Annotated in this window: 27 protein-coding genes; 16 read left to right on the plus strand and 11 right to left on the minus strand. The window is 64.1% G+C overall.

Translation table 11 applies throughout. From position 1 onward, the window contains the following. Nucleotides 1–19 precede the first annotated feature (19 nt). The gene (locus tag M3465_RS00355) at nt 20–568 is read right to left on the minus strand and encodes an RNA polymerase sigma factor (RefSeq protein WP_249499720.1); all 549 of its coding nucleotides are present in this window, start codon (nt 566–568) and stop codon (nt 20–22) included. Further along, nucleotides 561–728 (minus strand): NepR family anti-sigma factor, encoded by a 168-nt coding sequence (locus tag M3465_RS00360; RefSeq protein WP_249499721.1) that lies wholly within the window; start codon nt 726–728, stop codon nt 561–563. The genes M3465_RS00355 and M3465_RS00360 overlap by 8 nt, the downstream gene beginning before the upstream one ends. A gap of 103 nt (nt 729–831) precedes the next feature. Here M3465_RS00360 and M3465_RS00365 point away from each other — a divergent pair, with 103 nt between their 5' ends. After that, on the plus strand, nt 832–1,641 hold the full coding sequence (locus M3465_RS00365) for a response regulator (protein ID WP_249499722.1): 810 nt from the start codon (nt 832–834) through the stop codon (nt 1,639–1,641). A gap of 56 nt (nt 1,642–1,697) precedes the next feature. Here the strand turns inward: M3465_RS00365 and M3465_RS00370 are convergent, their stop codons facing one another. Beyond that, nucleotides 1,698–1,862: a DUF1328 domain-containing protein gene (locus tag M3465_RS00370; protein WP_249499723.1), complete on the minus strand. Its 165-nt coding sequence runs from the start codon at nt 1,860–1,862 to the stop codon at nt 1,698–1,700. 130 nt (nt 1,863–1,992) lie between these two features. Here M3465_RS00370 and M3465_RS00375 point away from each other — a divergent pair, with 130 nt between their 5' ends. Further along, nucleotides 1,993–2,316, plus strand: coding sequence for a hypothetical protein (locus M3465_RS00375; protein WP_249499724.1), 324 nt, complete (start codon nt 1,993–1,995; stop codon nt 2,314–2,316). Here the strand turns inward: M3465_RS00375 and M3465_RS00380 are convergent. Next, on the minus strand, nt 2,313–2,678 hold the full coding sequence (locus M3465_RS00380; RefSeq protein WP_249499725.1) for a hypothetical protein: 366 nt from the start codon (nt 2,676–2,678) through the stop codon (nt 2,313–2,315). The two genes, M3465_RS00375 and M3465_RS00380, sit on opposite strands and share 4 nt — an antisense overlap. A gap of 85 nt (nt 2,679–2,763) precedes the next feature. Here M3465_RS00380 and M3465_RS00385 point away from each other — a divergent pair, with 85 nt between their 5' ends. The 11 genes from M3465_RS00385 to M3465_RS00435 all read left to right on the plus strand — a co-directional run bounded on the left by M3465_RS00385 (nt 2,764) and on the right by M3465_RS00435 (nt 10,052). Beyond that, nucleotides 2,764–3,492, plus strand: a complete 729-nt coding sequence (locus M3465_RS00385; RefSeq protein ID WP_249499726.1) for a Crp/Fnr family transcriptional regulator — start codon at nt 2,764–2,766, stop codon at nt 3,490–3,492. Nucleotides 3,493–3,528: 36 nt separating this feature from the next. Continuing rightward, nucleotides 3,529–4,848, plus strand: a complete 1,320-nt coding sequence (locus tag M3465_RS00390; RefSeq protein WP_249499727.1) for a dihydrolipoyl dehydrogenase family protein — start codon at nt 3,529–3,531, stop codon at nt 4,846–4,848. A gap of 99 nt (nt 4,849–4,947) precedes the next feature. Next, nucleotides 4,948–5,397, plus strand: coding sequence for a hypothetical protein (locus tag M3465_RS00395; RefSeq protein WP_249499728.1), 450 nt, complete (start codon nt 4,948–4,950; stop codon nt 5,395–5,397). Beyond that, entirely contained in the window at nt 5,397–5,813 is a 417-nt protein-coding gene (locus tag M3465_RS00400; protein WP_249499729.1) for a phage holin family protein, read from the plus strand. Before M3465_RS00395 ends, M3465_RS00400 begins: the two co-directional genes overlap by 1 nt. After that, a complete protein-coding gene (locus tag M3465_RS00405) occupies nt 5,806–6,600 on the plus strand; it encodes a hypothetical protein (protein WP_249499730.1) in 795 nt (264 codons plus the stop codon). The genes M3465_RS00400 and M3465_RS00405 overlap by 8 nt, the downstream gene beginning before the upstream one ends. Continuing rightward, nucleotides 6,600–7,628 carry an AI-2E family transporter gene (locus M3465_RS00410; protein ID WP_249499731.1) on the plus strand — a complete coding sequence of 343 codons (1,029 nt, stop codon included), beginning with the start codon at nt 6,600–6,602 and terminating at the stop codon, nt 7,626–7,628. The genes M3465_RS00405 and M3465_RS00410 overlap by 1 nt, the downstream gene beginning before the upstream one ends. 1 nt (nt 7,629) lies before the next feature. Further along, a complete protein-coding gene (locus tag M3465_RS00415) occupies nt 7,630–8,601 on the plus strand; it encodes an amidoligase family protein (RefSeq protein ID WP_249499732.1) in 972 nt (323 codons plus the stop codon). Further along, nucleotides 8,598–9,311, plus strand: coding sequence for a gamma-glutamyl-gamma-aminobutyrate hydrolase family protein (locus tag M3465_RS00420; RefSeq protein WP_249499733.1), 714 nt, complete (start codon nt 8,598–8,600; stop codon nt 9,309–9,311). Before M3465_RS00415 ends, M3465_RS00420 begins: the two co-directional genes overlap by 4 nt. A 62-nt stretch (nt 9,312–9,373) precedes the next feature. Beyond that, nucleotides 9,374–9,565 carry a hypothetical protein gene (locus M3465_RS00425; RefSeq protein ID WP_249499734.1) on the plus strand — a complete coding sequence of 64 codons (192 nt, stop codon included), beginning with the start codon at nt 9,374–9,376 and terminating at the stop codon, nt 9,563–9,565. 9 nt (nt 9,566–9,574) lie between these two features. Further along, nucleotides 9,575–9,838, plus strand: a complete 264-nt coding sequence (locus M3465_RS00430; protein ID WP_249499735.1) for a DUF7218 family protein — start codon at nt 9,575–9,577, stop codon at nt 9,836–9,838. Between the two features lies 1 nt (nt 9,839). Beyond that, complete coding sequence (locus M3465_RS00435; protein ID WP_249499736.1) at nt 9,840–10,052, plus strand: hypervirulence associated TUDOR domain-containing protein; 213 nt, start codon at nt 9,840–9,842, stop codon at nt 10,050–10,052. 9 nt (nt 10,053–10,061) lie between these two features. Here the strand turns inward: M3465_RS00435 and M3465_RS00440 are convergent, their stop codons facing one another. From M3465_RS00440 to M3465_RS00455, 4 genes are all read right to left on the minus strand, one after another. Then, nucleotides 10,062–10,484, minus strand: a complete 423-nt coding sequence (locus M3465_RS00440) for a c-type cytochrome (protein ID WP_249499737.1) — start codon at nt 10,482–10,484, stop codon at nt 10,062–10,064. 110 nt (nt 10,485–10,594) lie between these two features. Continuing rightward, on the minus strand, nt 10,595–11,233 hold the full coding sequence (locus tag M3465_RS00445; RefSeq protein ID WP_249499738.1) for a DUF3047 domain-containing protein: 639 nt from the start codon (nt 11,231–11,233) through the stop codon (nt 10,595–10,597). A 58-nt stretch (nt 11,234–11,291) separates the two neighbouring features. Beyond that, nucleotides 11,292–11,987 carry an ABC transporter ATP-binding protein gene (locus M3465_RS00450; protein ID WP_249499739.1) on the minus strand — a complete coding sequence of 232 codons (696 nt, stop codon included), beginning with the start codon at nt 11,985–11,987 and terminating at the stop codon, nt 11,292–11,294. After that, nucleotides 11,980–13,266: a lipoprotein-releasing ABC transporter permease subunit gene (locus M3465_RS00455; protein WP_249499740.1), complete on the minus strand. Its 1,287-nt coding sequence runs from the start codon at nt 13,264–13,266 to the stop codon at nt 11,980–11,982. Before M3465_RS00455 ends, M3465_RS00450 begins: the two co-directional genes overlap by 8 nt. Before the next feature lie 103 nt (nt 13,267–13,369). Between M3465_RS00455 and M3465_RS00460 the strand changes: the two genes are divergently transcribed. Beyond that, on the plus strand, nt 13,370–14,476 hold the full coding sequence (locus M3465_RS00460) for a pyridoxal phosphate-dependent aminotransferase (RefSeq protein WP_249500827.1): 1,107 nt from the start codon (nt 13,370–13,372) through the stop codon (nt 14,474–14,476). A 3-nt stretch (nt 14,477–14,479) separates the two neighbouring features. Here M3465_RS00460 and M3465_RS00465 read toward each other — a convergent pair whose 3' ends face one another. Then, complete coding sequence (locus M3465_RS00465) at nt 14,480–15,676, minus strand: pyridoxal-phosphate-dependent aminotransferase family protein (protein ID WP_249499741.1); 1,197 nt, start codon at nt 15,674–15,676, stop codon at nt 14,480–14,482. 148 nt (nt 15,677–15,824) lie between these two features. Here M3465_RS00465 and M3465_RS00470 point away from each other — a divergent pair, with 148 nt between their 5' ends. Both M3465_RS00470 and M3465_RS00475 read left to right on the plus strand, forming a co-directional pair. Then, the gene (locus M3465_RS00470) at nt 15,825–16,541 is read left to right on the plus strand and encodes a phosphatase domain-containing protein (RefSeq protein WP_249500828.1); all 717 of its coding nucleotides are present in this window, start codon (nt 15,825–15,827) and stop codon (nt 16,539–16,541) included. Continuing rightward, a complete protein-coding gene (locus M3465_RS00475; protein ID WP_249499742.1) occupies nt 16,538–18,283 on the plus strand; it encodes an ABC transporter ATP-binding protein in 1,746 nt (581 codons plus the stop codon). Before M3465_RS00470 ends, M3465_RS00475 begins: the two co-directional genes overlap by 4 nt. Here M3465_RS00475 and M3465_RS00480 read toward each other — a convergent pair. Continuing rightward, the gene (locus M3465_RS00480; RefSeq protein ID WP_249499743.1) at nt 18,280–18,591 is read right to left on the minus strand and encodes an arsenate reductase family protein; all 312 of its coding nucleotides are present in this window, start codon (nt 18,589–18,591) and stop codon (nt 18,280–18,282) included. The two genes, M3465_RS00475 and M3465_RS00480, sit on opposite strands and share 4 nt — an antisense overlap. A gap of 14 nt (nt 18,592–18,605) precedes the next feature. Continuing rightward, the gene (locus M3465_RS00485; RefSeq protein WP_249499744.1) at nt 18,606–19,511 is read right to left on the minus strand and encodes a LysR family transcriptional regulator; all 906 of its coding nucleotides are present in this window, start codon (nt 19,509–19,511) and stop codon (nt 18,606–18,608) included. Nucleotides 19,512–19,577: the final 66 nt, after the last annotated feature.

Raw genomic sequence — 19,577 nt, forward strand, 5'->3', positions numbered from 1 at the left:
TGCGCGTCGCGCGATTCACCTACGCGACGCTTTTCTGTTTGCCGACAATACCGCTGGTGACGATATCGGTGGCTTCCATCACTTCATCGTCATCGAGTTGCATCAACACCGCCAATTGCCGCCGCGCGCGATTCACTCGGCTCTTGATCGTGCCGACCGCAACGCCGCAGGTCTGGGCGGCTTCCTCATAGGAGAACCCGCCTGCGCCAACAAGAACAAGCGCCTCGCGCTGCTCGGCGTTGAGCTGATCGAATGCCTTGTTGAAATCGCGCATCTGCAAGCGCCCGTCGTGATCGGGCTTCTGCGCAAGCGATGCGGACATTTCCCCATCCACGTCCGCAACCTCGCGCCGCGCCTTGCGGTGATGCGAGTAATAGGTGTTGCGCAAGATGGTAAAGAGCCACGCGCGCATATTCGTTCCCGGCTGATAGGACTCGATCTTCGTCCACGCCTTGACGAGCGCATCCTGCACCATGTCATCGGCAAGCGCTGAGTTCCTCGTAAGGCTCATGGCAAAGGCACGCATCGCGCCAAGATGCTCGACGATCTCGTCGCGCGGATCAATCATTCTGGTTCTCCGCCTTATGTTTCTCCGCTTCACGCAGTTGGTTCAGCAACTCGGTAAAGCGGTCCGGCACGTCCTGATTGGCGACGTCCTCATACGCACGCCGCAGGTTCGCGTCGATGGCCTGCTCCATATTTGACATTTTCTTCCGTTCCCGTTTCATGTTGTCCTTCAAAATAAACCGCACCCCCCGGCGTCCTGATGGAACCTAACGCAAAACCATGCGTTCGGTTCCCGAGAAAATCAAAAAGTGGGAGTTTCACTCTATGTCCACCGACCAGCCCAACGATCTGACCACCAAGGTCGGCGCCTGCCTGCCCTACCTGCGCCGTTATGCACGGGCTTTGACGGGATCGCAGGAACAGGGTGACAAATACGCCGTCGCCACGCTCGAGGCGATCCTGAGCGATACCTCCGTCTTTGACCACAACGTGTCGGACAAGGTGGCGCTTTTCAAGGTCTTCCATTCGATCTGGTCCAGTTCCGGCGCGACGTTCAGCGATGCGGAAACCGGCGTTGCGGCAAAGGCGCAGAAGCACTTGTCGAGCCTGACATCCGACACCCGCGAGGCGCTGCTGCTGCACACGATCGAGGAATTGAGCTTCGATGAGGTGGCAAAGGTGCTGTCGGTCAGCGCCGAGGAAGCGAAGAACCTGATCGATATCGCCTATTCGGAAATGGCCAAATCGCTTTCCGGGCGCGTCATGATCATCGAGGACGAGGCGATCATCGCGATGGATCTCGAAGCCATCGTTGCCGATATGGGCCATGCGGTCACGGGCATCGCGCGCACCAAAGATGCCGCGCTGCATCTCTACAAGACCGAAAAGCCGCATCTCATCATGTCGGATATCCAGCTTGCCGACAATTCGAGCGGCATCGACGCGGTCAACGAGATCGTAAAGGACGATCCCGAGATTCCGGTGATCTTCATCACCGCATTCCCCGAACGACTGCTCACCGGCGAAGGGCCGGAGCCGGCGTTCCTCATCGCCAAGCCCTATACCGAGGAACAGGTCCGTTCCGCGGTCAGCCAGGCGATGTTCTTTTCCTCGACCGAGACGCTCAAGGCATAACGCAAAAAGCCCCGCCATTCCGGCGGGGCTTTTCACTCGGCGTGCAGGTCGTCGACCTACTTCGAACGCATGGCGCGCACGATCAGCGCGAGCACGAAAAGCGCAAGGAACACATAGAACAGGATCTGCGCAATCCCCGCCGAGGCGGACGCGATACCGCCGAACCCGAACAGGGCGGCGATCAGGGCGATGACCAGGAAGATGACTGCCCAGTAGAGCATGTTTTACTCCTTGTTGGCCGTTAAGTCTGTCCGCTCAACGGAACCTGACAGGGAATGTTCCGACACAATTTGCCACGGAACCATTGCCCCGCTCGGGCGTTTTGCGGTGAAACGAAAGGAGCTTCCATCCATGGCCAACACCAAACCGACATCGCATGAGATCGAGACAGCGAAAGCGGGCAAATCCGACAAAATGACCGACAAGGCGCGCGATGCCGCGGCCTCTGCTCAACAGACCGTTCGCGAAGCAGCGGCGACGGCCGAGGAGCATGTCCGCGATGCGGCTCATTCGGTGGCAGAGCGCACCTCCCACGCCGTCGATCGCGGTGCGGAGCACGCCTCGGCCCTGCAACATGAATTCGACACGATGGTGCGGCGCAATCCGACAGCCGCCATTCTTGGAGCGGTTGGGGTCGGAATTCTCGTCGGCATGGCCCTGCGCGGGCGGGACTAGGTCTCGATCCGGAGCGGTGCCAACGCAGCGAAGATATCATCCGATGAATAGGGGCGGGTCACGAACCCCGCCCCATCCGATCTCGTCAGATCGGGAGATCCGTCGATCAGCAGCAGCGCGGTCCGCGCGGGATCGACCGCCGCCAGAAGCGCCTCCGCCTGCCGCCCCTTCACCGAAACACCGAACACCACCAGCCGCAGCGACGCGCCGCGCCGCTTCAACGCATCGAGCGCGAGATCGAAATTGCGGACATGAAGCGCCGGGCCGTATCCTTGCAGCATCTCGTTCAGGTCATCGGCTTCAAGCACGCTGTCGGTTACGATCAGAATCGTGTAGTCCGCGTCGAGCGCCTCTGCCGTCATCGTTGTTCCTGCAAATTGATGTCCCATCGGCGAAATGTGCCACGGCACAACCGCCAGCGCATTAAACTGTGACATAGGACCGGTGATGACGACCGACTGCCGAAACTGCCCTCTACGCAAGTTCGATCTCTTCGAAGAGATGTCGGCCGATGAACTGGCCTTCACCAATCGTTTCAAGACCGGCGAATTCACCGCACAGCCCGGGACCGAGATCCTCGCAGAAGGCGCATCCTCGACGCAGCTCTATACCGCGCTCGAAGGAATGGGGTTGCGTTACAAAACGCTTGAAGACGGCCGGCGGCAGGTGGTCGGTTTCATCCTGCCGGGCGATTTCGTCGGGTTGCAAAGCGGCGTCATGGGCGAGATGCAGCACAGCGTCGAAGCGACGACGCGCATGGTGCTTTGCGTCTTCAATCGCTCCGAATTGTGGGATCTGTTCAAATCGAACCCGCGACGCGCCTTCGATCTGACGCATCTTGCGTCCTCCGAGGAACATGCGCTTGGAGAGGCGCTTGCCGCAGTGGGGCAGATGGATGGCACTGCCAAGGTCGCCTGGTCGCTTTTCCGGTTTTACTCACGGTTGAGCGCGCTTGGTATGAACGAGCATGACCGCGTGCCGCTTCCCTATCGCCAGCAGGACGTCGCCGATGCGATGGGTCTATCGCTGGTGCACACGAACAAGACACTTGCCAAATTGCGCGATGCCGGAGTGGCGACATGGGCCGACGACGCGCTCACCGTCCATCGCCCGAAGGAGCTTGCCGCGCTCGCCCGATCCTCCGGCTACAAACCGCGGCGACGCCCGCTGATTTGACGCGCAACCATTTCGCGCGTTTCGCGTTTGCCTGAAATGGAAAACTCAGACACTTCAACCACATTCGACCTGATCGTCGTGGGCGGCGGCTCCGGCGGACTTTCGACAGCCATTCGGGCGGCAGAGCTCGGCGCCAGAACCGCACTGGTCGAACGGGACAAGATCGGCGGCACCTGCATCAATCGCGGCTGCGTGCCCAAGAAGCTCATGTGGATGCCCGCGCGCCAACGCGTGGAACACGCCAATCTATACCGCATGGACATCACCAACGAGCCGGCGCTGAACTATGTGCAGCTTCACCGGCGCATCAAGGCGGAATCCGCCGATCTGACCGAGACTTACGAAAAGCGTCTTTCCGATGCCGGCGTGTCGCTCATTCGTGGAGAGGCCGAAATTCGCAGCGCGGATGACATACGCGTCAATGGTAAGACACTGCAGGCGGGCAAGCTGGCGCTTGCCACCGGGGCACGGCCCAAGCGGCTGGATATCGAGGGCGCGGACCTGGCCGACGTGAGCGATGACGTGTTCGAATGGACGCGCCTTCCGCGCAACCTCCTGATCGTCGGCGGCGGCTATATCGGATGCGAGTTTGCAACGATCCTGAACGCTTTTGGCGTCGAGGTCACGCTGGTCAACGATCAGGGCCAGTTGATCGACCAGTTCATCCCCGATATCGGCCGCATGGCGCAGCACCATCTCGAAAAACAGGGTGTCGCGTTCAAATTCAACATCACGCCGGACAGGATCCGCCGATCGGACGAGGGTCTGACGACAGAATTGTCGGACGGCACCACCCTGACGACCGAACGCGTGCTCCTCTCGACCGGGCGGCAGCCAAACGTCGACAGGCTCGGTCCCATTTGCGACCGGTTCGACATCGCCGATAGCGGCGCGCTCGCGATCGATGCGCGCTTCGCCACATCCGTCGAAAACGTCCATGCCATCGGCGATTGCGCCGATCGTCTTCCGCTGACCCCGGTGGCCACGCGCGACGGCAAGACCTTTGCCGATCAGCACTTCGGAAGCGGCGCGGATCAGATCGATCTGAACAAGGTGCCATCGGCCGTCTTCGTCTGCCCCCCGGTCGCGCAAGTCGGCACGCTGCCCGACGATCTCGATCTTACGCGCAATGACGGTTTGGGAAGTGGTGTGCTGAAACCCGAGGGCGAGATTTGTCACGGCTATGCGACGCATTTCGACGACGACAGACTGTGCGGCGCGGCGCTCGTTCACGACTCGGCGCCCGACATGATCAGCCTTTTCGCCGCGCTGGTGGGCGCGCCGGATGCGCGCCGAAAACTGCGCGCCACTCCGGGGATCCATCCGACATTCGGGGAGGAACTTGTCGGGCGCTAACGCGTTCAGATGACGATGAGAGGGGTGGATGCCAGCGGTTTGCAAATTTGCGAACCCCGTTTGCAAACCCCGCTCCGCGACAAGACTTTGGAGCCCGACATGACACATACCGACAGCACCGCCGACGAGGTCAAACGCAAAGCCTCCGAACTGGCGCAGGATGCAAAAGACGCCGCGACCGAGGCCGCCAGGCAAGAAGCCGAAGACCCGCGCGAGGGCGCAATCGATCAGGCGGAAACCGCCGCCGAAGCTGCACGAGCGGCCGAATCGGAATTCGACCGCGGTTCGCTCCAGGCAGCGGCGCTCGGCCAGATCGGCCAGCAGATCGAGAACGTCGCGGCCTCCCTGCGCGACAAGCCGGCGGAAGAGATGTTCGACGATGTCGCCATCTTCGCTCGCCGCAATCCCATGCTCTTTCTGGGCGGCGCGGCCCTGCTCGGCTTCGCCGCCGCGCGGTTCATGAAATCCGGCAACGCGGCGCCGCGCAACGACTATGCCGCCGAGGATCCGTGGTCCGGCCATCTTGGCGGCGATGCGGGGCGCTTCTGATGGCGGAGCGTCCGATCCCCGAACAAACCCCCGATCCCGCCGGTATCGCGGGGCTCATTCGCGGCGTTCTTGCCGATCTGCGCGCCCTCTTGCGCACCGAGCTGGCCCTTGCCAAGGCCGAGATGTCCGACAACCTCGCGCGCGCAGGCGGCGGCTTGGCGCTGATCGGCGTGGCACTCCTGATGGTTTTCGTCGCGCTTTGCGCGCTTGCGGTATCGGCCACGTTCGGCGTCGTTGCGCTTGGCGTGCCGCTGGGATGGGCTGCGCTCATCGTGGCGGTGGCGTTCATCGTTCTGGCCGCGATCCTCGCGCTGATCGGCAAATCACGCCTCTCGCCCGATGCGTTGCGGCCCGACCGCACGATCGCGCAGGTCAAATCCGACATTCATGCAGTCAAGGAGATCTCCCGTGTCTGACACAGACAAACTCGAACGCGCGGCAGAGACCCATCGCGCGCAGCTGGCCGACCGGCTGAGCGGGCTGGCTTCGTCGCTCAACCCCGACCCTTACGCCCGCAAGGCCGTCGGTGAGGCAGCCGACATGGGGCAGATGATCACCCATTCGGTGGTTCGCGGAGCAAAAAGGAACCCCGCGGGTTTCGCCCTCATAGGTATCGGCGCGGCGCTTGTGGCGCTCAACTCCGCCCGCACCCCGCAACGCAGCGCCGGCCCGGTGCGGCCGGGTGCGCCAAAACCGTCCGAAACGACCGGCGGCAATTTCGATGAACGTGTGGCGCGCGCCGACGCCTTGATGCAACGCCGTGAAAGGGCGGCATCGGGCCGCTTTGCCCAGTCGCCCTCGGCGTCCAGCCTGCGCAAGTCGCTCGACAAGGGGCTCGACCGCCTGTCGCCGGAGGCGCGCGCGCGTGTAACCAAGGCGCGGCTCAAGGCGATCGAGGCGCAGGAAAAACTCGAAACCCATGCCCGCCGCGCCAGCGCGCGCGCGCAGGAAGCACATAGCTCCCAGCCGTTCCTCACAGGCGCCATTGCCGCAGGGATCGGCGCGGTGATCGGCTCGCTCCTGCCCTCGACGCGGTTCGAGGCCGATCTCATGGGCGAGACCCGCGACCGCATGATGCGCGACGCCGAAGCCGTGCTGCGCGACGAGATCGCAGCCGTTGAACAACGTGGCAAGGCAGCCATCGAAAGCGGAATCGCTGAGGCGAGATCGGAATTCTCGCAACCCCCCGGCAGTTCCGTGTAATGCTGCGGTCCCGCACCAGACTGGCCCAAGTGCAGCTTGTCTGCCTTGGGCTTCTTGCCTTTGTGGCCGCGGTCTACACGCTTCGCCTGACCGAAAGCATCGCTGCACCGGTGGTTTTGGGGCTGGTCATCGGCATCGTGGCTTCGCCGGGGGTGCGGATGCTCGAACGCATCGGCATCCCGCGCGCCGCGAGTGCCAGCATCGGTCTGTTCATGGTCGCGGCCTTCACCACAGTTCTTCTGATTTCCCTCGGCCCGGTGGTGATGGATCTGATCGGACAGCTTCCGCGCATCGAGGACGATGTGCGGTTTTGGCTGATCCGCATGAGCCGCACCATTCGCGGGCTCGAATTCGTGCGCCGCGAAATTGAGGAAACGCTGTCGACCGGCGGCGACGGTGCTGTCGATGAAGCCGTGCCAACGCTGATCGATGCGCTCTGGCTCGCCCCCAACTTCGCCGCGCAACTTCTGACCTTCGCGGGCACGTTCTTCTTCTTCAGCCTGACGCAACGTGAGATTTACGCCTATTTCGAGAATTACAGGAACGCGCTGCGCAAGGCGGATCGCGCGGTATCGCACTACTTCGTGACAGTCACGACGATCAATGCCGTGCTCGGTCTTGCGGTGTTCGCGGTGATGACGGCCATAGGGATGGCCAGCCCCGTCCTTTGGGGGCTCGCCGCATTCCTGCTCAACTTCATTCTCTATCTCGGCCCGGTGCTGATGATCGTTTCGCTGCTCATTGCCGGGCTGATCCAGTTCGACGGGGCCTATTCCATCCTGCCGCCGCTCGCCTATTTCTCGCTCAACATGATCGAAGCGCAATTCGTCACGCCGCAGCTTGTCGGCCAGAGGCTCAGGCTCAATCCGCTGGTGGTGTTCCTCGCCATCGTGTTCGGCCTCTGGCTCTGGGGTCCGGTGGGCGGTATCGTTTCGCTGCCGGTGGTGGTCTGGGTCAGCGTCTTCGTCTCGCAAACGGGCGCGCTGGAAGATGAGCCGCAGGTGGATCCGTCCCCGACGCAGGCATGACATGGCCGTCATGATCGAGAGCTTCCCCGCCCTGCCGATTGCCGAGACCGAAACCGGCGCACCGCGTCATTGCGGTGTCGAGATCGAATTCGCCGGACCGACGGAACGCGAAACCGCTGATATCGTGGCGGGCTGTTTCGGCGGCACGATCGAAAACGCCGGCAATCACGCTTTGATCGTGCGCGACACTGAATACGGCGACATCTTCATCGAACTGGACATATCGCTGCGCAAGCGCGAGGATGTGCCGCTTTTGAACGAGGGGCTCGATCTCTTTCGCGGACTTATCCCGGTGGAGCTCGTCACTCCGCCGCTGAGCTGCGAGCAATTGGCCGGGTTCGACCGGATTTGCGAACGGCTGCGCGCCGAAGGCGCGATCGGCTCGCGAAAGGGTGTGCTGCATGGCTTCGGCGTTCATCTCAACCCGGCCGTGGTGGGGGAAGACCATCCTCACACACTGCGAACGATCATGGCGTTCGGCTTGCTCGAACCGTGGCTGCGCGCCCTCGAAGAGGTGAACGCCACGCGCCGCGTCATGCCGTTCGTTGCGCCTTGGCCCAAGGCGTTCGTCTCCGATCTGGCCGGGATGGAACCTGACACATTGGCCGAGATCATGCGGATCGCGGCGCGCCACATAAAAAGCCGCAACCACTCTCTCGATCTGCTGCCCCTCTTCAAACAGGCCGAGCCGGCGCTCTTTGACACGCTGTTCGGCGATACCGGCAAGACATCGGCCCGCCCCACCTTCCATTTCCGCCTCCCCGACAGCCGCATCGACGAGCCGGGATGGTCCCTGCTTCAGCCCTGGCAACTCTGGCGGCAGGTCGAGATCGTCGCAGCGAATGTCGATCTGATCGCAGAACTGCGCGCGGCGTGGAAAATCCACGACGCCACGCTCTTCGAGCGCAAGGCGATCTGGGTCGATACGGTCGATCACCTGCTGGCCGCGCATGGCGCGAAGGTAGAAGGATGAGCCGTCCTCTGATCGCCGTCACCACCTCGCAGCGCACCGGCTGGCGGGTGTTTCCGTTCATCAACCTGGGGATATGGCTCGGCGGCGGGCGCGGCGAGCGCTGGCGCGTCGGCCGGGTGCGCGACTTGGCGCATGTCGATGGGCTGGTGATCGGCGGGGGTGACGATATCGGCCCCGAACTTTACGGCGGCCGGATCGGAATTTCCGCACGGCTCGACCCGGAACGCGATGCGCTCGAACGGCGGCTGGCCGAAGCGGCGCTGGAGCGGAACATCCCCGTTCTGGGCATTTGCCGGGGTGCGCAGATGCTCAATGTCGCGCTTGGCGGCAGCCTCGATCAGACCGCCTGGGAGACCTATAGCGCGGATCGCAAGATCACCACGATCCTTCCCAAACGCGAGGTGCATATCGAAGCCGAAACGCATCTGTCGCTGATCGGCGGGCTGGCCCCGATGCATGTCAACGCGCTGCATTCGCAGGCGGTGGACAGGCTCGGCGAGGGGTTGCGCATCTCGGCGCGCGATACCGGCGGCATGGTGCAGGCCATCGAACGGATCCGCGATCCTTTCGCCATCGGCGTCCAATGGCACCCCGAATATCTCGTCTACGCGCACCGCCAGCGCGCGCTCTTCCGCGCGCTCGTCACTTCGGCGCAGGCTTACCGCGAAAGCCGGGACCAGACCCGCGCGATGCGCCGCCGATTGGGCTAGGATCGGAACTTTCACCCCGTCCCCGCGTTGGGTGTCTGAGCAAAAACGGAGGGAGGTGCCGAATGTCCGCACCGAAGACGAATATCGAAAAGCAGGAAAAACGCCATCGCCCGGCCCTTTGGGGTATGGGCATATTGGTCGTTCTGGTTGCGCTGGGATATTTCTTTTACGTCACGTTCCTGGCCGCCGAAGGCAATGAGCCGGGCGACGAGGCCGAAAACGTTGTCGAACCGGGCGTCACGGTTGCCGAATAGGAGACGGGAATGGCAAAGAACCACGGATCGTCCATCAAGGATGACGAAACCTACGAAGCCCTGCGCGACGATGGTTACGGCAAGGAAGCCGCCGCGCGCATCGCCAATGCGCAGGCCAATGACAGCCAGCATCCATCGAAAAAGGGCGGCAAGCAGCCTCCCTACGAAAAGTGGACCAAGGACGAGCTTTACGACAGGGCGCAGGAACTCGATATCGACGGTCGTTCGGACATGACGAAGGACGAATTGATCGACGCCCTGAGGAGCCGCTGAAATGGCCTATTCCGAAGGCAAGACGGTCGAATGGGACTGGGGCAACGGCACCGGAAGCGGAAAGATCACCAAGGTCTACACCCAGAAGATCACCAAGAAGATCGACGGCTCCGAAATCACCCGCAATGCAAGCGAGGACGCGCCGGCCTACCTCATCGAACAAGAGGATGGCGACGAGGTGCTCAAGAGCCACAGCGAGCTGCGCGCCAAGTGACGCGCGGCTCTATCTTTGGGCCTGAATGCTCTGAATATACTCCATGAGCGCCACCAGCTTGCGCGGCGTCGGCGTCATGATGCCGTCGCCAGTGTCCACGGGCACCAGATCGCCTTTCAGCAATTCGCCGAATTCCGGCATATCCGGTCCGCTCAGGTCGGAGCGCGCATAGCCGTCGATGGTCGAGAGGATCTCGGCTTTCGGGAAGGTGCCGCCCCGGCGCAATGCGATCAGCGTCAGATCGGGCGGAGGTTGTCGCATGGCGCGCGCCATGGCGCCGTCACCCTTGCCGTCCGCGCCGTGACAGATCGCGCAATTTTCCATGAACAGCGCGCGCCCGTCGCTGGGGGCGGGCATCTCCTCCGGCGTGCAGGCCGTGAGCGTGGCCGCCATCGCGCCCGCGATGCCCAGGCGTATTCCTTGCGCTCGCATATCTGCCTCCATTTTCTTTTGATGCCAGAGTGCCTGCCTTTTGCATCCCGCGCAACCGGCCACAACCGCACGCGCAGAGGATCGCCGGGCGCAAGCGCGTTGGACCGGGCTCACTCCACCCGCAGATCGCTGATCGAGGCGCGAATGCGGCTATTCGTGTCGTCACTGTCGCCGGAAACCGCAAGCCCGACCAGCGCCGCATCACCCCCGCCGAAAGCCCGCGCATAATCGCGTGCCAGATCGACGTTTTCGCTTGCCCGTCCGGTGCCGGAGCCGCGCAGAACCACGGTTTTGCCGCGACTGCCCAGATACGGACTCGGCAGCACCGCCCCTCGCTTGTGCGCCCCGCCCCAGACATAGACGAGCACGCGCGCCGCATCGTTCGTCAGAAGTTGTCGCACGCTGGAGCCGCGCAGCGCGGCCGCCTGCGACGCGGGCAGAAAGACGAAATAGAGCGCGAGATTGCGATCATCGCCGCCCTTTCGCGTCAGATCGGTTGCAGGCACGCCTTCGCTGACTTGCCACGTCCAGCGCGCGCTGCGCGCGTTCGCGAAACCGGGCGGCAATTCGCGATAGGCGAGCGAGACGGACCCATCGGAGGCCACCGAGAGCGAGCCGCCGTTGAACCCGTAGGAATTGGCCGAAAATAGCGAGAAACGCTGCGTTTTCCACGCGCCGTCGAAGGCCACGGGAGCCGCGAATACCGGCAAGGCAGTCAGGCAAAACGCAGCGGCGATGGGGCGGAACATGAGCAAGACCTTTCAGGTTGAACCCGCCCAGCCTAGCAACCCGCCCTGCCCCGGCGCATCAAACGATCGCGTGAGGGGGTGCCAAGATCCCCTGATCGAGATGCAACTGCCGGTCCATCCGGTCCGCCAGCGCCATATTGTGCGTGGCGATCAATGCCGAAAGCCCGGTCTCGCGCACCAGCGTCATGAGCGCCGCGAAGACCGTATCGGAGGTCGCGGGATCGAGATTGCCGGTCGGCTCATCGGCCAGTAGGACGGACGGCCCGTTCGCCAGCGCACGGCAGAAGGCGACGCGCTGCTGCTCTCCGCCGGACAGCGCGGCCGGGCGGTGCTGCGCGCGCTGCGCGATGCCGACGATCTCCAAAAGCTCCATCGCGCGGGCCTCGGCCTGGGCGCGCGGCGTGCCGGCCGCAAGCTGCGGCAGGACAGTATTTTCCAGCGCACTGAATTCGGGCAGCAAATGGTGGAACTGGTAGACAAAGCCGATCCGGTCGCGCCGCAGGATCGTGCGTTTGCGATCCGATTGCCCCGCCGCATCCGCGCCGCCGATCTCGACCGTGCCGCTATCGGGCGTGTCCAGCAGACCTGCGATATGCAGGAGCGTGGATTTGCCCGCCCCCGAGGGCGCGACCAGCGCCACCACTTCGCCGCGCGCCAGCGTCAGATCGACGCCGCGCAACACCTCCACGGCGGCTTGCGTGCCCTTGTTGTAGGTCTTGGCGATGCCGGTCAGTTTCAGCGCAACCTCACTCATAGCGCAGCGCCTCCACCGGGTTCATCCGCGCCGCGCGGCGGGCGGGAAAGATCGTCACGATGAAACTGAGCCCCAGCGACAGCGCCACCGCGCTCAGCACATCGCCGAGCTGCAACTGCGCCGGAAGCTGGTAAATGCCCCGCACCGCCGGATCCCAGACACCGCCACCGGCGACGTAGTTCACGAAGGAAAAAATCGGGTCAATATAGAGCGCGAAAAGGCAGCCGAGGATCACACCGAAGAGCGTGCCCAAAAGCCCCGTGAACGCGCCGCATATGAAAAAGACGCGCAGCACCGAGCCTTCGGTGAGGCCCATCGTGCGCAGGATGCCGATATCGCGGCCCTTGTTCTTGACCAGCATGATCAGCCCGGAGACGATATTCATCGCCGCGATCAGAACGAGGATCGACAGGATGATGAACATCACGTTGTCCTCGATCTCCAGCGCGCGCAGGAACCCGCCGGAGGCGTCCTGCCATGTCCAGACGAGGGCGCGGCTTCCCGCTGCCTGCAGAATGGGCAGGGTCATGTCCTCCACGCGGTCGGGATCGGCGATCATCACCTCGATCTCGTCCGCCGCCCCATCGCGGTTGAAGTAAAGCTGCGCCTCGGCGAAGGGCATGTAGACGCGCGTGCGGTCGATGTCGTAGCGCCCGGCGGTGAAGATATAGACGACCTCGTAAGCCTTGACGCGCGGGCTCGTGCCGAAGGCGGTGCGCACCCCGTCGGGCGAGATCAGCCGCACATTGTCGCCCAGTCCAACGCCCATCTCGCGCGCGACGCCCGAGCCGATGGCGATCCCCTCGCTGAAGCGCGCCAGATCGCCCAGCGCGGTTTCGGGGTCGGCGATGCGCGGGATGGTGGCCAGATCCGCGCCAGCGATGCCGAACACCTCGACCCCCGCATTGCGCCCGTTCGCGGTGGCCATCACCTGCCCCTTGACCAGCGGCGCGGCGCGGGTGACGCCCGGCACCTCTGCAACCTGTGCCGCGAGCACCGAATAGTCGGTGATCGCGCGCGATGTGCGGCCGGCCTCGTCCGTTTCGGCGGTATAATAGACCGTCACATGAGCATTGGAGCCGAGGATCGTATCGACGAACTCGGCCCGGAACCCGGACCGCACCGCCAGCGTCGCGATCAGCGCGAAAACCGCCAGCGTGATGCCGATGAGGCTGATCCATGTCATCACGCTCACGCCGCCCTCGGCGCGGCGCGCGCGCAGGTAGCGCCAGGCGATCATCCATTCGAACGGGGCGAAGGGGGGCGGGGTTCGGGCCATGTCGGTCTTTCTGCTTGGTTGCCGCGATAAGTGGCGGCTCGGACCGGCGGGGTCAAGCGCCGCCCTCTTGCCCTGCCCGCGCGGGAGCGGCATTAACATGCCCATGACCGGACCAAGATATCCCGACCTGATTGCCCGTCTTCCCGCCACCGTGCCCTTCGTCGGCCCCGAAGTGCAGGAGCGGATGCGCGGCGCGCCTTTTCGTGCGCGGCTGGGGGCGAATGAAAGCGTGTTCGGCCCTTCGCCGAAGGCCATTGAGGCGATGCGCGCTGAGGCGGCGGAGGCGTGGAAATATCCCGATTCGAAAAGCCAAGACCTGATGCAGGCGCTGTCCGCGCAGCTTGGCGTCGGCATGGAGAACATCATCGTCGGAGAAGGCATCGACGGGCTGCTCGGCAACCTGGTGCGGTTGCTCGTGGCGCCGGGCGATCCGGTCGTTACGTCCGATGGTGCCTATCCGACCTTCAATTACCATGTCGCGGGCTTCGGCGGAGTGCTGCACAAGGTGCCGTTCAAAGACGATCACGAGGAACCCGAGGCGCTGATGGCGACGGCGCGCGAGGTGGGCGCCAAGATCGTCTACCTGTCGAACCCCGACAACCCGATGGGAAGCTGGCATCCGGGCGAGCGGATCGAAGCGGCGCTTGACGCGCTGCCGGACTGCACGCTTCTGGTGCTGGACGAGGCCTATATCGAGTTCGCCCCCGATGGCACCGCGCCACGGATCGATGCGGATGATCCGCGCGTGATCCGGTTTCGCACCTTTTCCAAGGCGCATGGGCTTGCCGGAGCCCGTGTGGGCTATGGCATTGCCGCGCCCGACCTGATCCAAAGCTTCGACAAGGTGCGCAATCACTTCGGCATGTCGCGCGTCTCGCAGGCCGGCGCTCTGGCCGCGCTGAACGATCCCGGCTGGCTGGCCGATGTGGTGGCCCGAACCGCGCAGGCGCGAGAGCGGATCGCGCAGATTGCGCGCGAGAACGGGCTTACGCCCCTGCCCTCGGCCACGAATTTCGTCACCGTGGATTGCGGGCGCGATGCCGGTTTCGCGCGCGCGGTGCTTGAGGCTCTTGCGGATGAGGGCGTTTTCGTCCGTATGCCCTTTGCCGCGCCGGGCAACCGCGCGATCCGCATCGGTGCGGGAACGCCGGCGGATCTGGACATTCTGGCAGACGCCCTGCCCCGCGCACTGGACGCCGCGCGCGGCTAAGGCTCACGCGGCGGCGATGGCCTGCGCCGCTGCCGCAACGCCGCCGGGCCGGTGCGGAATGGCGAGCGCCGCCAGCCCCGCCTCGATCACGCCCAGAACCCCGAGCACCATATGGGCGTTGACATGGCCCATATGGCCGATGCGGAACACCCCTTCGCTCTGCGGATCGTCCTCGGTGCCCAGCCCCAGCCCGATCCCCAACGTTACCCCGGCACGTTCCTCGCACCAGCGGCGCAGCGCGGTGCCGTGGGGCTTTCCGATATGGATCGCCGTCACCGCATGGCTGCGCAGCGAAGGGTCAGCGATGTTGAGCCGCATCGGCCCGCTCTGCCCCCAATGCTCCACCGCGGCCCAGATCGCGCGGGCGAGCGCGGCGTGACGCGCCCAGATGGCCTCCATCCCTTCGGCATGGATCATATTTAGCGCCGCACGCAGACCGTAGAGGTGATGCGTCGGCGCGGTGCCGCCGGAATATTGCCAGAACGCCTGCGGCTCGGCGCGCGGGGTCCAGTCCCAATAGGCGCTCACTCGCGCCTGCGCCCGGCGGGCCGCCGCCGCGCGGTCGTTGAAAAACACAAAGCCCAGCCCCGGCGGGCACATCAGCCCCTTCTGCGATGCGGTGATCGCCACATCGACGCCGCTTGCATCCATCTCGAACCGGTCGCAGCCCATGCCGGCGATGCAATCGGCTATCAGCAGCGCGGGATGCTCCAGATCGTCCAGCACGGCGCGCAGCGGCGCAAAAGCGTTGCGGTTGGAGCTGGACGTGTCGACATGAACGGCCAGCACCGCCTTGATCTGATGCGCTTTATCTTGCCGCAAAGCCTCGGTCACGCGGCCGGCGTCGACCGGCCCGCCATTGCCGAAATCGAGCGTGTCCACCTCGATCCCCCGCGCCTTTGCCACTTGCGCCCAGCCATGCGCGAAAAAGCCGGTCGCCAAGAGCAGCACGCGGTCCCCCGCCGCCAGCGTATTGGCGAGCGCCGCTTCCCAGGCCGCATGGCCGTTGCCCATGTAAATCGCCGCGAAATGATCGGTGCGCGCCACGCGTTTCAGATCGGCCACGATCCCCGGCATCATGTCCGGCAATTCGCCCTCGTAGATATTGGGCGCAGCGCGATGCATCGCGCGCAACACGGCGTCCGGCACCACCGACGGGCCCGGAATGGCAAGATAGCTGCGACCATTGGCAAGCGGCATGGAACATCCTCGACGGGTAGGAGAAACGGGCCGCGCGCATGGCGCGCCCGCGCCGGACATTACCCGCCCCCGCCGCGCCGTCAACACGGCACGGCTTGCCAGCGCGGCGCGCAATCTCTACATCCGCGCGGAAGTTGAAAGGGACCGGATGCTCAAACGGTTTTGGACCAGGATCGAGACCGCCGAGCGCAGGCTGCGGCGGTCCTTTGGAAAAGACATCACCGATCCCGCCCAGCGCCGCTGGTCGCGGTTCCATTACCATGTGTTCGATCACGCCTTCCTGCGCACCTTCTGGACCAATTTCTTCCAGATCGCACCGGGCGTCTATCGCTCCAACCAGCCGACGCATGCGCGTTTCGCCAGATACAAGGCGATGGGTATTCACACCGTGGTCAACCTTCGCGGAGAGGACAAATACGCCCATTACCTCTTTGAAAAGGAAACCTGCGAGGCGCTTGGCCTGACGCTGCTCAACGCGAAACTCTGGGCGCGCAACGCTGCCAGCCGCAAGCGGATCGTGCATGTCATCGACACGCTGAGACAGGCCGACAAGCCGCTGGTCTTTCATTGCAAATCGGGCGCGGATAGGGCCGGTTTCGTGGCCGCGATGTATCTGATGGTGTTCGAGAACCAGCCGGTCGAGGTGGCGCGCAAGCAGCTTTCGCTGAAATACATTCATCTCGATTTCACGGCGACGGGCGTGCAGGATTACATCCTCAAGGTCTATGCCGCGCGCAATGCCCGCGCGCCGATCGGGTTCGAGGAGTGGATCCGCACCGAATACGACGCCAAGGCCATTCAGGCCGCCTTCGAGGCGCGCCGGAAGCCGGAGGACCTTCGCTTGCCCCCCAGCGAGGATCCGTGAGCGGCGCGGAGGTCAATCCGCGCGGGCTGCTGCTCTGGGTCTGGCGCGGCTATCTTGCGCGGCATTGGCGACTCTTGCTGGTGGCGATGGGGTTCATGGCGCTCGAAGGGGGCATGTTCGGCGCGCTGTCCTACATGATGAAGCCCATGTTCGACCGGGTGTTCGTGGGCGGCGACAGCGATGCGATTGTTTGGGTCGGGCTCGTGTTTCTGGGCATATTCGTGCTTCGCGCCACGGCCAGTGTCGTGCAGAAAGTGCTGCTGACGCGCATATCCCAGCTTTCGGTCGCCGACATCCGGCAGGATCTGCTGGCGCATCTGATGGTGCTCGACACGCAATATCACCAGAGCCATTCGCCCGGTTACCTGATGCAGCGGGTCGAGGGCGATGTGGATGCGATCAGCAAGGTCTGGCGCACCATCATCACCGGCGCGGGGCGCGACGTGATCGCGCTCGTCTCGCTCTTGGGCGTGGCGGTTTCGGTCGATTGGCGCTGGACGCTGATCGCGCTTGTCGGTGCGCCGATCCTGCTGGCGCCGTCGGTTCTGCTGCAACGCTACGTGCGCGGTCAGGCGCGGCGCGCGCGGGACGTGGCGGCGGGGCTTTCGGTGCGGCTGAACGAGGCGTTTCACGGCATCGTGCCGGTCAAGCTCAACGCGCTGGAGCGGTATCAGTCGGACCGCTACCGCCGCCTGACCGAAGAGCGGGTTCGCGTAGAGACGCGCAGCGCGCTTGGGCAGGCCACGATTCCGGGCATGATCGACATAATGGCCGGTCTCGGCTTCATGGGCGTGCTGTTCTATGGCGGCTCCGAGATTCTCGGCGGGGAAAAGACCGTCGGCGATTTCATGGCGTTCTTCACCGCCATCGGCCTTGCCTTCGAGCCGCTGCGGCGGCTCGGCAATGTCGCCGGTGTCTGGCAGGTCGCAGCCGCCGGGATCGAGCGCATCCGTCAAATCCTCGAAACCGTCCCCGATCTGCGCAGCCCGGCCAAGCCAGTGCAGGCACCGGAGGGCGTGCCGGATGTCGTGCTTGAAGATGTCTCTCTAAGCATCGGAGACACAACAATTCTCGACGGATGCACCTTCACCGCCGAGGCTGGCCGGACAACCGCGCTTGTCGGCGCGTCTGGCGCGGGAAAATCGACCGTCTTCAATCTGTTGACCCGGCTTCTTGATCCGACCGACGGCGCGGTCCGGATCGGCGGCGTGCCGGTGGCCGAGATGGATCTGGGCGATCTGCGCGGGCTCTTCTCGGTGGTCTCGCAAGAGGCGCTGCTTTTTGACGATACGCTCCTCGAAAACGTGCTGCTGGGGCAGACGGATGTGCCAGAGGCCGATCTGAAACGCGCGCTCGATGCCGCGCATGTCACCGATTTCCTGCCGCAACTCTCGCTTGGCCTCGATACTCCTGTCGGACCGCGCGGGTCGGCCCTGTCGGGCGGGCAGCGTCAGCGCGTCGCCATCGCGCGGGCGCTGCTGCGCGACCGGCCGATCCTGCTGCTGGATGAGGCGACATCGGCGCTCGACACCGGATCGGAGGCCAAGGTGCAAGCCGCGCTCGACACGCTGTCCAAGGGGCGCACGACGCTGGTGATCGCGCATCGCCTGTCCACCGTGCGGGACGCTGGCAAGATCGTCGTGATGGACCGGGGTCGCGTGGTCGAGCAAGGCACGCATGACGCCTTGCTCGCCGAGGGCGGTGCCTATGCCGCGCTGCACCGGATGCAGGCTCAGGGCTAGGCCAGCGCGCCCTGAACGCTCTTGTCCCAGCCCAGATAGAGCGTGCCGCCATCGTCGATCAGCGGGCGTTTCATCAGCTTGGGATGAGCGATGAGCAGGTCTTTCGGCGGTCGCGCGCGTTCCGCCTCGTCCAGCCCGCGCCAAGTGGTCGAGCGGCTGTTGACCAGCTTGTCGCCGAACGTATCGAGCGCCCGGTCGAGCGTGGCTTCGGGAACCGGCGTGACCGACACATCGACGAATTCCGCATTGGGCAGCGATTTCAGCGCCTTGCGGCATGTATCGCAAGTTTTCAAACCGTATAGGATCATGGCGTCACCTCCTGTCACGCGGCCTGTAGCCGCTCGGCCTCCTGCCGCGCAAGGCGGATCAGATCGGCGACGAAGGGTTTTTCCGTATCCGCGCTGCGCGTCGCCGCATAAAGCCGCCTCGTAATGCCGTTTTGCGTCAGTGGACGGGTGACGTAATCGGAGTTGTATTTCACCTCGCGCACCACCCAATCGGGCAGCACGGCGACACCCCGGTTCGACGCCACCAGGAGCAGGATCACCGCCGTCAATTCGGCCTGCCGCACCGATCCGGGCTCCACCTTGGCGGGGATCAGAAGCTGGCTGAACACATCGAGCCGCGAACGCTCCACCGGATAGGTGATGAGCGTCTGGCCCCGGAAATCCTCCGCCTCGATGAACGGCTTTTGCGCCAGCGGATGCACGGCGGAGGCGACGAAGACCGGGTTGTAGTCGAACAGCGGCGTAAAGGTCACATCGGTCATGTCCTCGGGATCGGAGGAGACGACGAGATCGACCTCCTCCTTCTGCAGCGCGGGCATCGCGTCGAACGCAAGGCCGGGGCGAATATCCACATCGACCTCGGGCCAGCTCTTGCGGAACGCCTCCAGCACCGGGAACAGCCATTCGAAACAGGCGTGGCATTCGATGGCGATATGCATCCGCCCGGTCGATCCGCCGCGCAACCCCTCGAACTCGCTGGCCAGCGCCTCGATCTGCGGTAGCACCTGCTCGGCCAGCCGCAAAAGCCGCATCCCCGCCGCGGACAGTTTCATCGGCTTGGAGCGGCGCACGAAAAGCTCCACCCCGGCCTGATCCTCCAGCGCCTTGATCTGATGGCTGAGCGCCGATTGCGTGATGTTGAGCTGGTCTGCCGCGCGCGCCACGCCGCCGAAATCATGGATCGCCTTGATCGTGCGCAGATGGCGAAACTCGATATGCATTATCAACCGCTCTCATGTTGGTGATTAGATTTATGAGTTTGTCTCACAATGCACCCTGTGCGACAA

Source organism: Marivita sp. GX14005 (assembly GCF_023370775.1).
Lineage (GTDB): Bacteria > Pseudomonadota > Alphaproteobacteria > Rhodobacterales > Rhodobacteraceae > Marivita.

Bases quoted from the DNA above. Each gene is read 5' to 3' on its own strand.
- M3465_RS00465 (WP_249499741.1), bottom strand. From the start codon at position 15,676: ATGCCGCTTGCCAATGGTCGCAGCTATCTTGCCATTCCGGGCCCGTCG.
- M3465_RS00400 (WP_249499729.1), top strand. From the start codon at position 5,397: ATGGCGGAGCGTCCGATCCCCGAACAAACCCCCGATCCCGCCGGTATC.
- M3465_RS00365 (WP_249499722.1), top strand. From the start codon at position 832: ATGTCCACCGACCAGCCCAACGATCTGACCACCAAGGTCGGCGCCTGC.
- M3465_RS00430 (WP_249499735.1), top strand. From the start codon at position 9,575: ATGGCAAAGAACCACGGATCGTCCATCAAGGATGACGAAACCTACGAA.
- M3465_RS00420 (WP_249499733.1), top strand. From the start codon at position 8,598: ATGAGCCGTCCTCTGATCGCCGTCACCACCTCGCAGCGCACCGGCTGG.
- M3465_RS00395 (WP_249499728.1), top strand. From the start codon at position 4,948: ATGACACATACCGACAGCACCGCCGACGAGGTCAAACGCAAAGCCTCC.
- M3465_RS00460 (WP_249500827.1), top strand. From the start codon at position 13,370: ATGACCGGACCAAGATATCCCGACCTGATTGCCCGTCTTCCCGCCACC.
- M3465_RS00455 (WP_249499740.1), bottom strand. From the start codon at position 13,266: ATGGCCCGAACCCCGCCCCCCTTCGCCCCGTTCGAATGGATGATCGCC.
- M3465_RS00470 (WP_249500828.1), top strand. From the start codon at position 15,825: ATGCTCAAACGGTTTTGGACCAGGATCGAGACCGCCGAGCGCAGGCTG.
- M3465_RS00435 (WP_249499736.1), top strand. From the start codon at position 9,840: ATGGCCTATTCCGAAGGCAAGACGGTCGAATGGGACTGGGGCAACGGC.
- M3465_RS00485 (WP_249499744.1), bottom strand. From the start codon at position 19,511: ATGCATATCGAGTTTCGCCATCTGCGCACGATCAAGGCGATCCATGAT.
- M3465_RS00440 (WP_249499737.1), bottom strand. From the start codon at position 10,484: ATGCGAGCGCAAGGAATACGCCTGGGCATCGCGGGCGCGATGGCGGCC.
- M3465_RS00375 (WP_249499724.1), top strand. From the start codon at position 1,993: ATGGCCAACACCAAACCGACATCGCATGAGATCGAGACAGCGAAAGCG.
- M3465_RS00385 (WP_249499726.1), top strand. From the start codon at position 2,764: ATGACGACCGACTGCCGAAACTGCCCTCTACGCAAGTTCGATCTCTTC.
- M3465_RS00380 (WP_249499725.1), bottom strand. From the start codon at position 2,678: ATGACGGCAGAGGCGCTCGACGCGGACTACACGATTCTGATCGTAACC.
- M3465_RS00450 (WP_249499739.1), bottom strand. From the start codon at position 11,987: ATGAGTGAGGTTGCGCTGAAACTGACCGGCATCGCCAAGACCTACAAC.
- M3465_RS00410 (WP_249499731.1), top strand. From the start codon at position 6,600: ATGCTGCGGTCCCGCACCAGACTGGCCCAAGTGCAGCTTGTCTGCCTT.
- M3465_RS00355 (WP_249499720.1), bottom strand. From the start codon at position 568: ATGATTGATCCGCGCGACGAGATCGTCGAGCATCTTGGCGCGATGCGT.
- M3465_RS00370 (WP_249499723.1), bottom strand. From the start codon at position 1,862: ATGCTCTACTGGGCAGTCATCTTCCTGGTCATCGCCCTGATCGCCGCC.
- M3465_RS00480 (WP_249499743.1), bottom strand. From the start codon at position 18,591: ATGATCCTATACGGTTTGAAAACTTGCGATACATGCCGCAAGGCGCTG.
- M3465_RS00360 (WP_249499721.1), bottom strand. From the start codon at position 728: ATGAAACGGGAACGGAAGAAAATGTCAAATATGGAGCAGGCCATCGAC.
- M3465_RS00425 (WP_249499734.1), top strand. From the start codon at position 9,374: ATGTCCGCACCGAAGACGAATATCGAAAAGCAGGAAAAACGCCATCGC.
- M3465_RS00390 (WP_249499727.1), top strand. From the start codon at position 3,529: ATGGAAAACTCAGACACTTCAACCACATTCGACCTGATCGTCGTGGGC.
- M3465_RS00415 (WP_249499732.1), top strand. From the start codon at position 7,630: ATGGCCGTCATGATCGAGAGCTTCCCCGCCCTGCCGATTGCCGAGACC.
- M3465_RS00445 (WP_249499738.1), bottom strand. From the start codon at position 11,233: ATGTTCCGCCCCATCGCCGCTGCGTTTTGCCTGACTGCCTTGCCGGTA.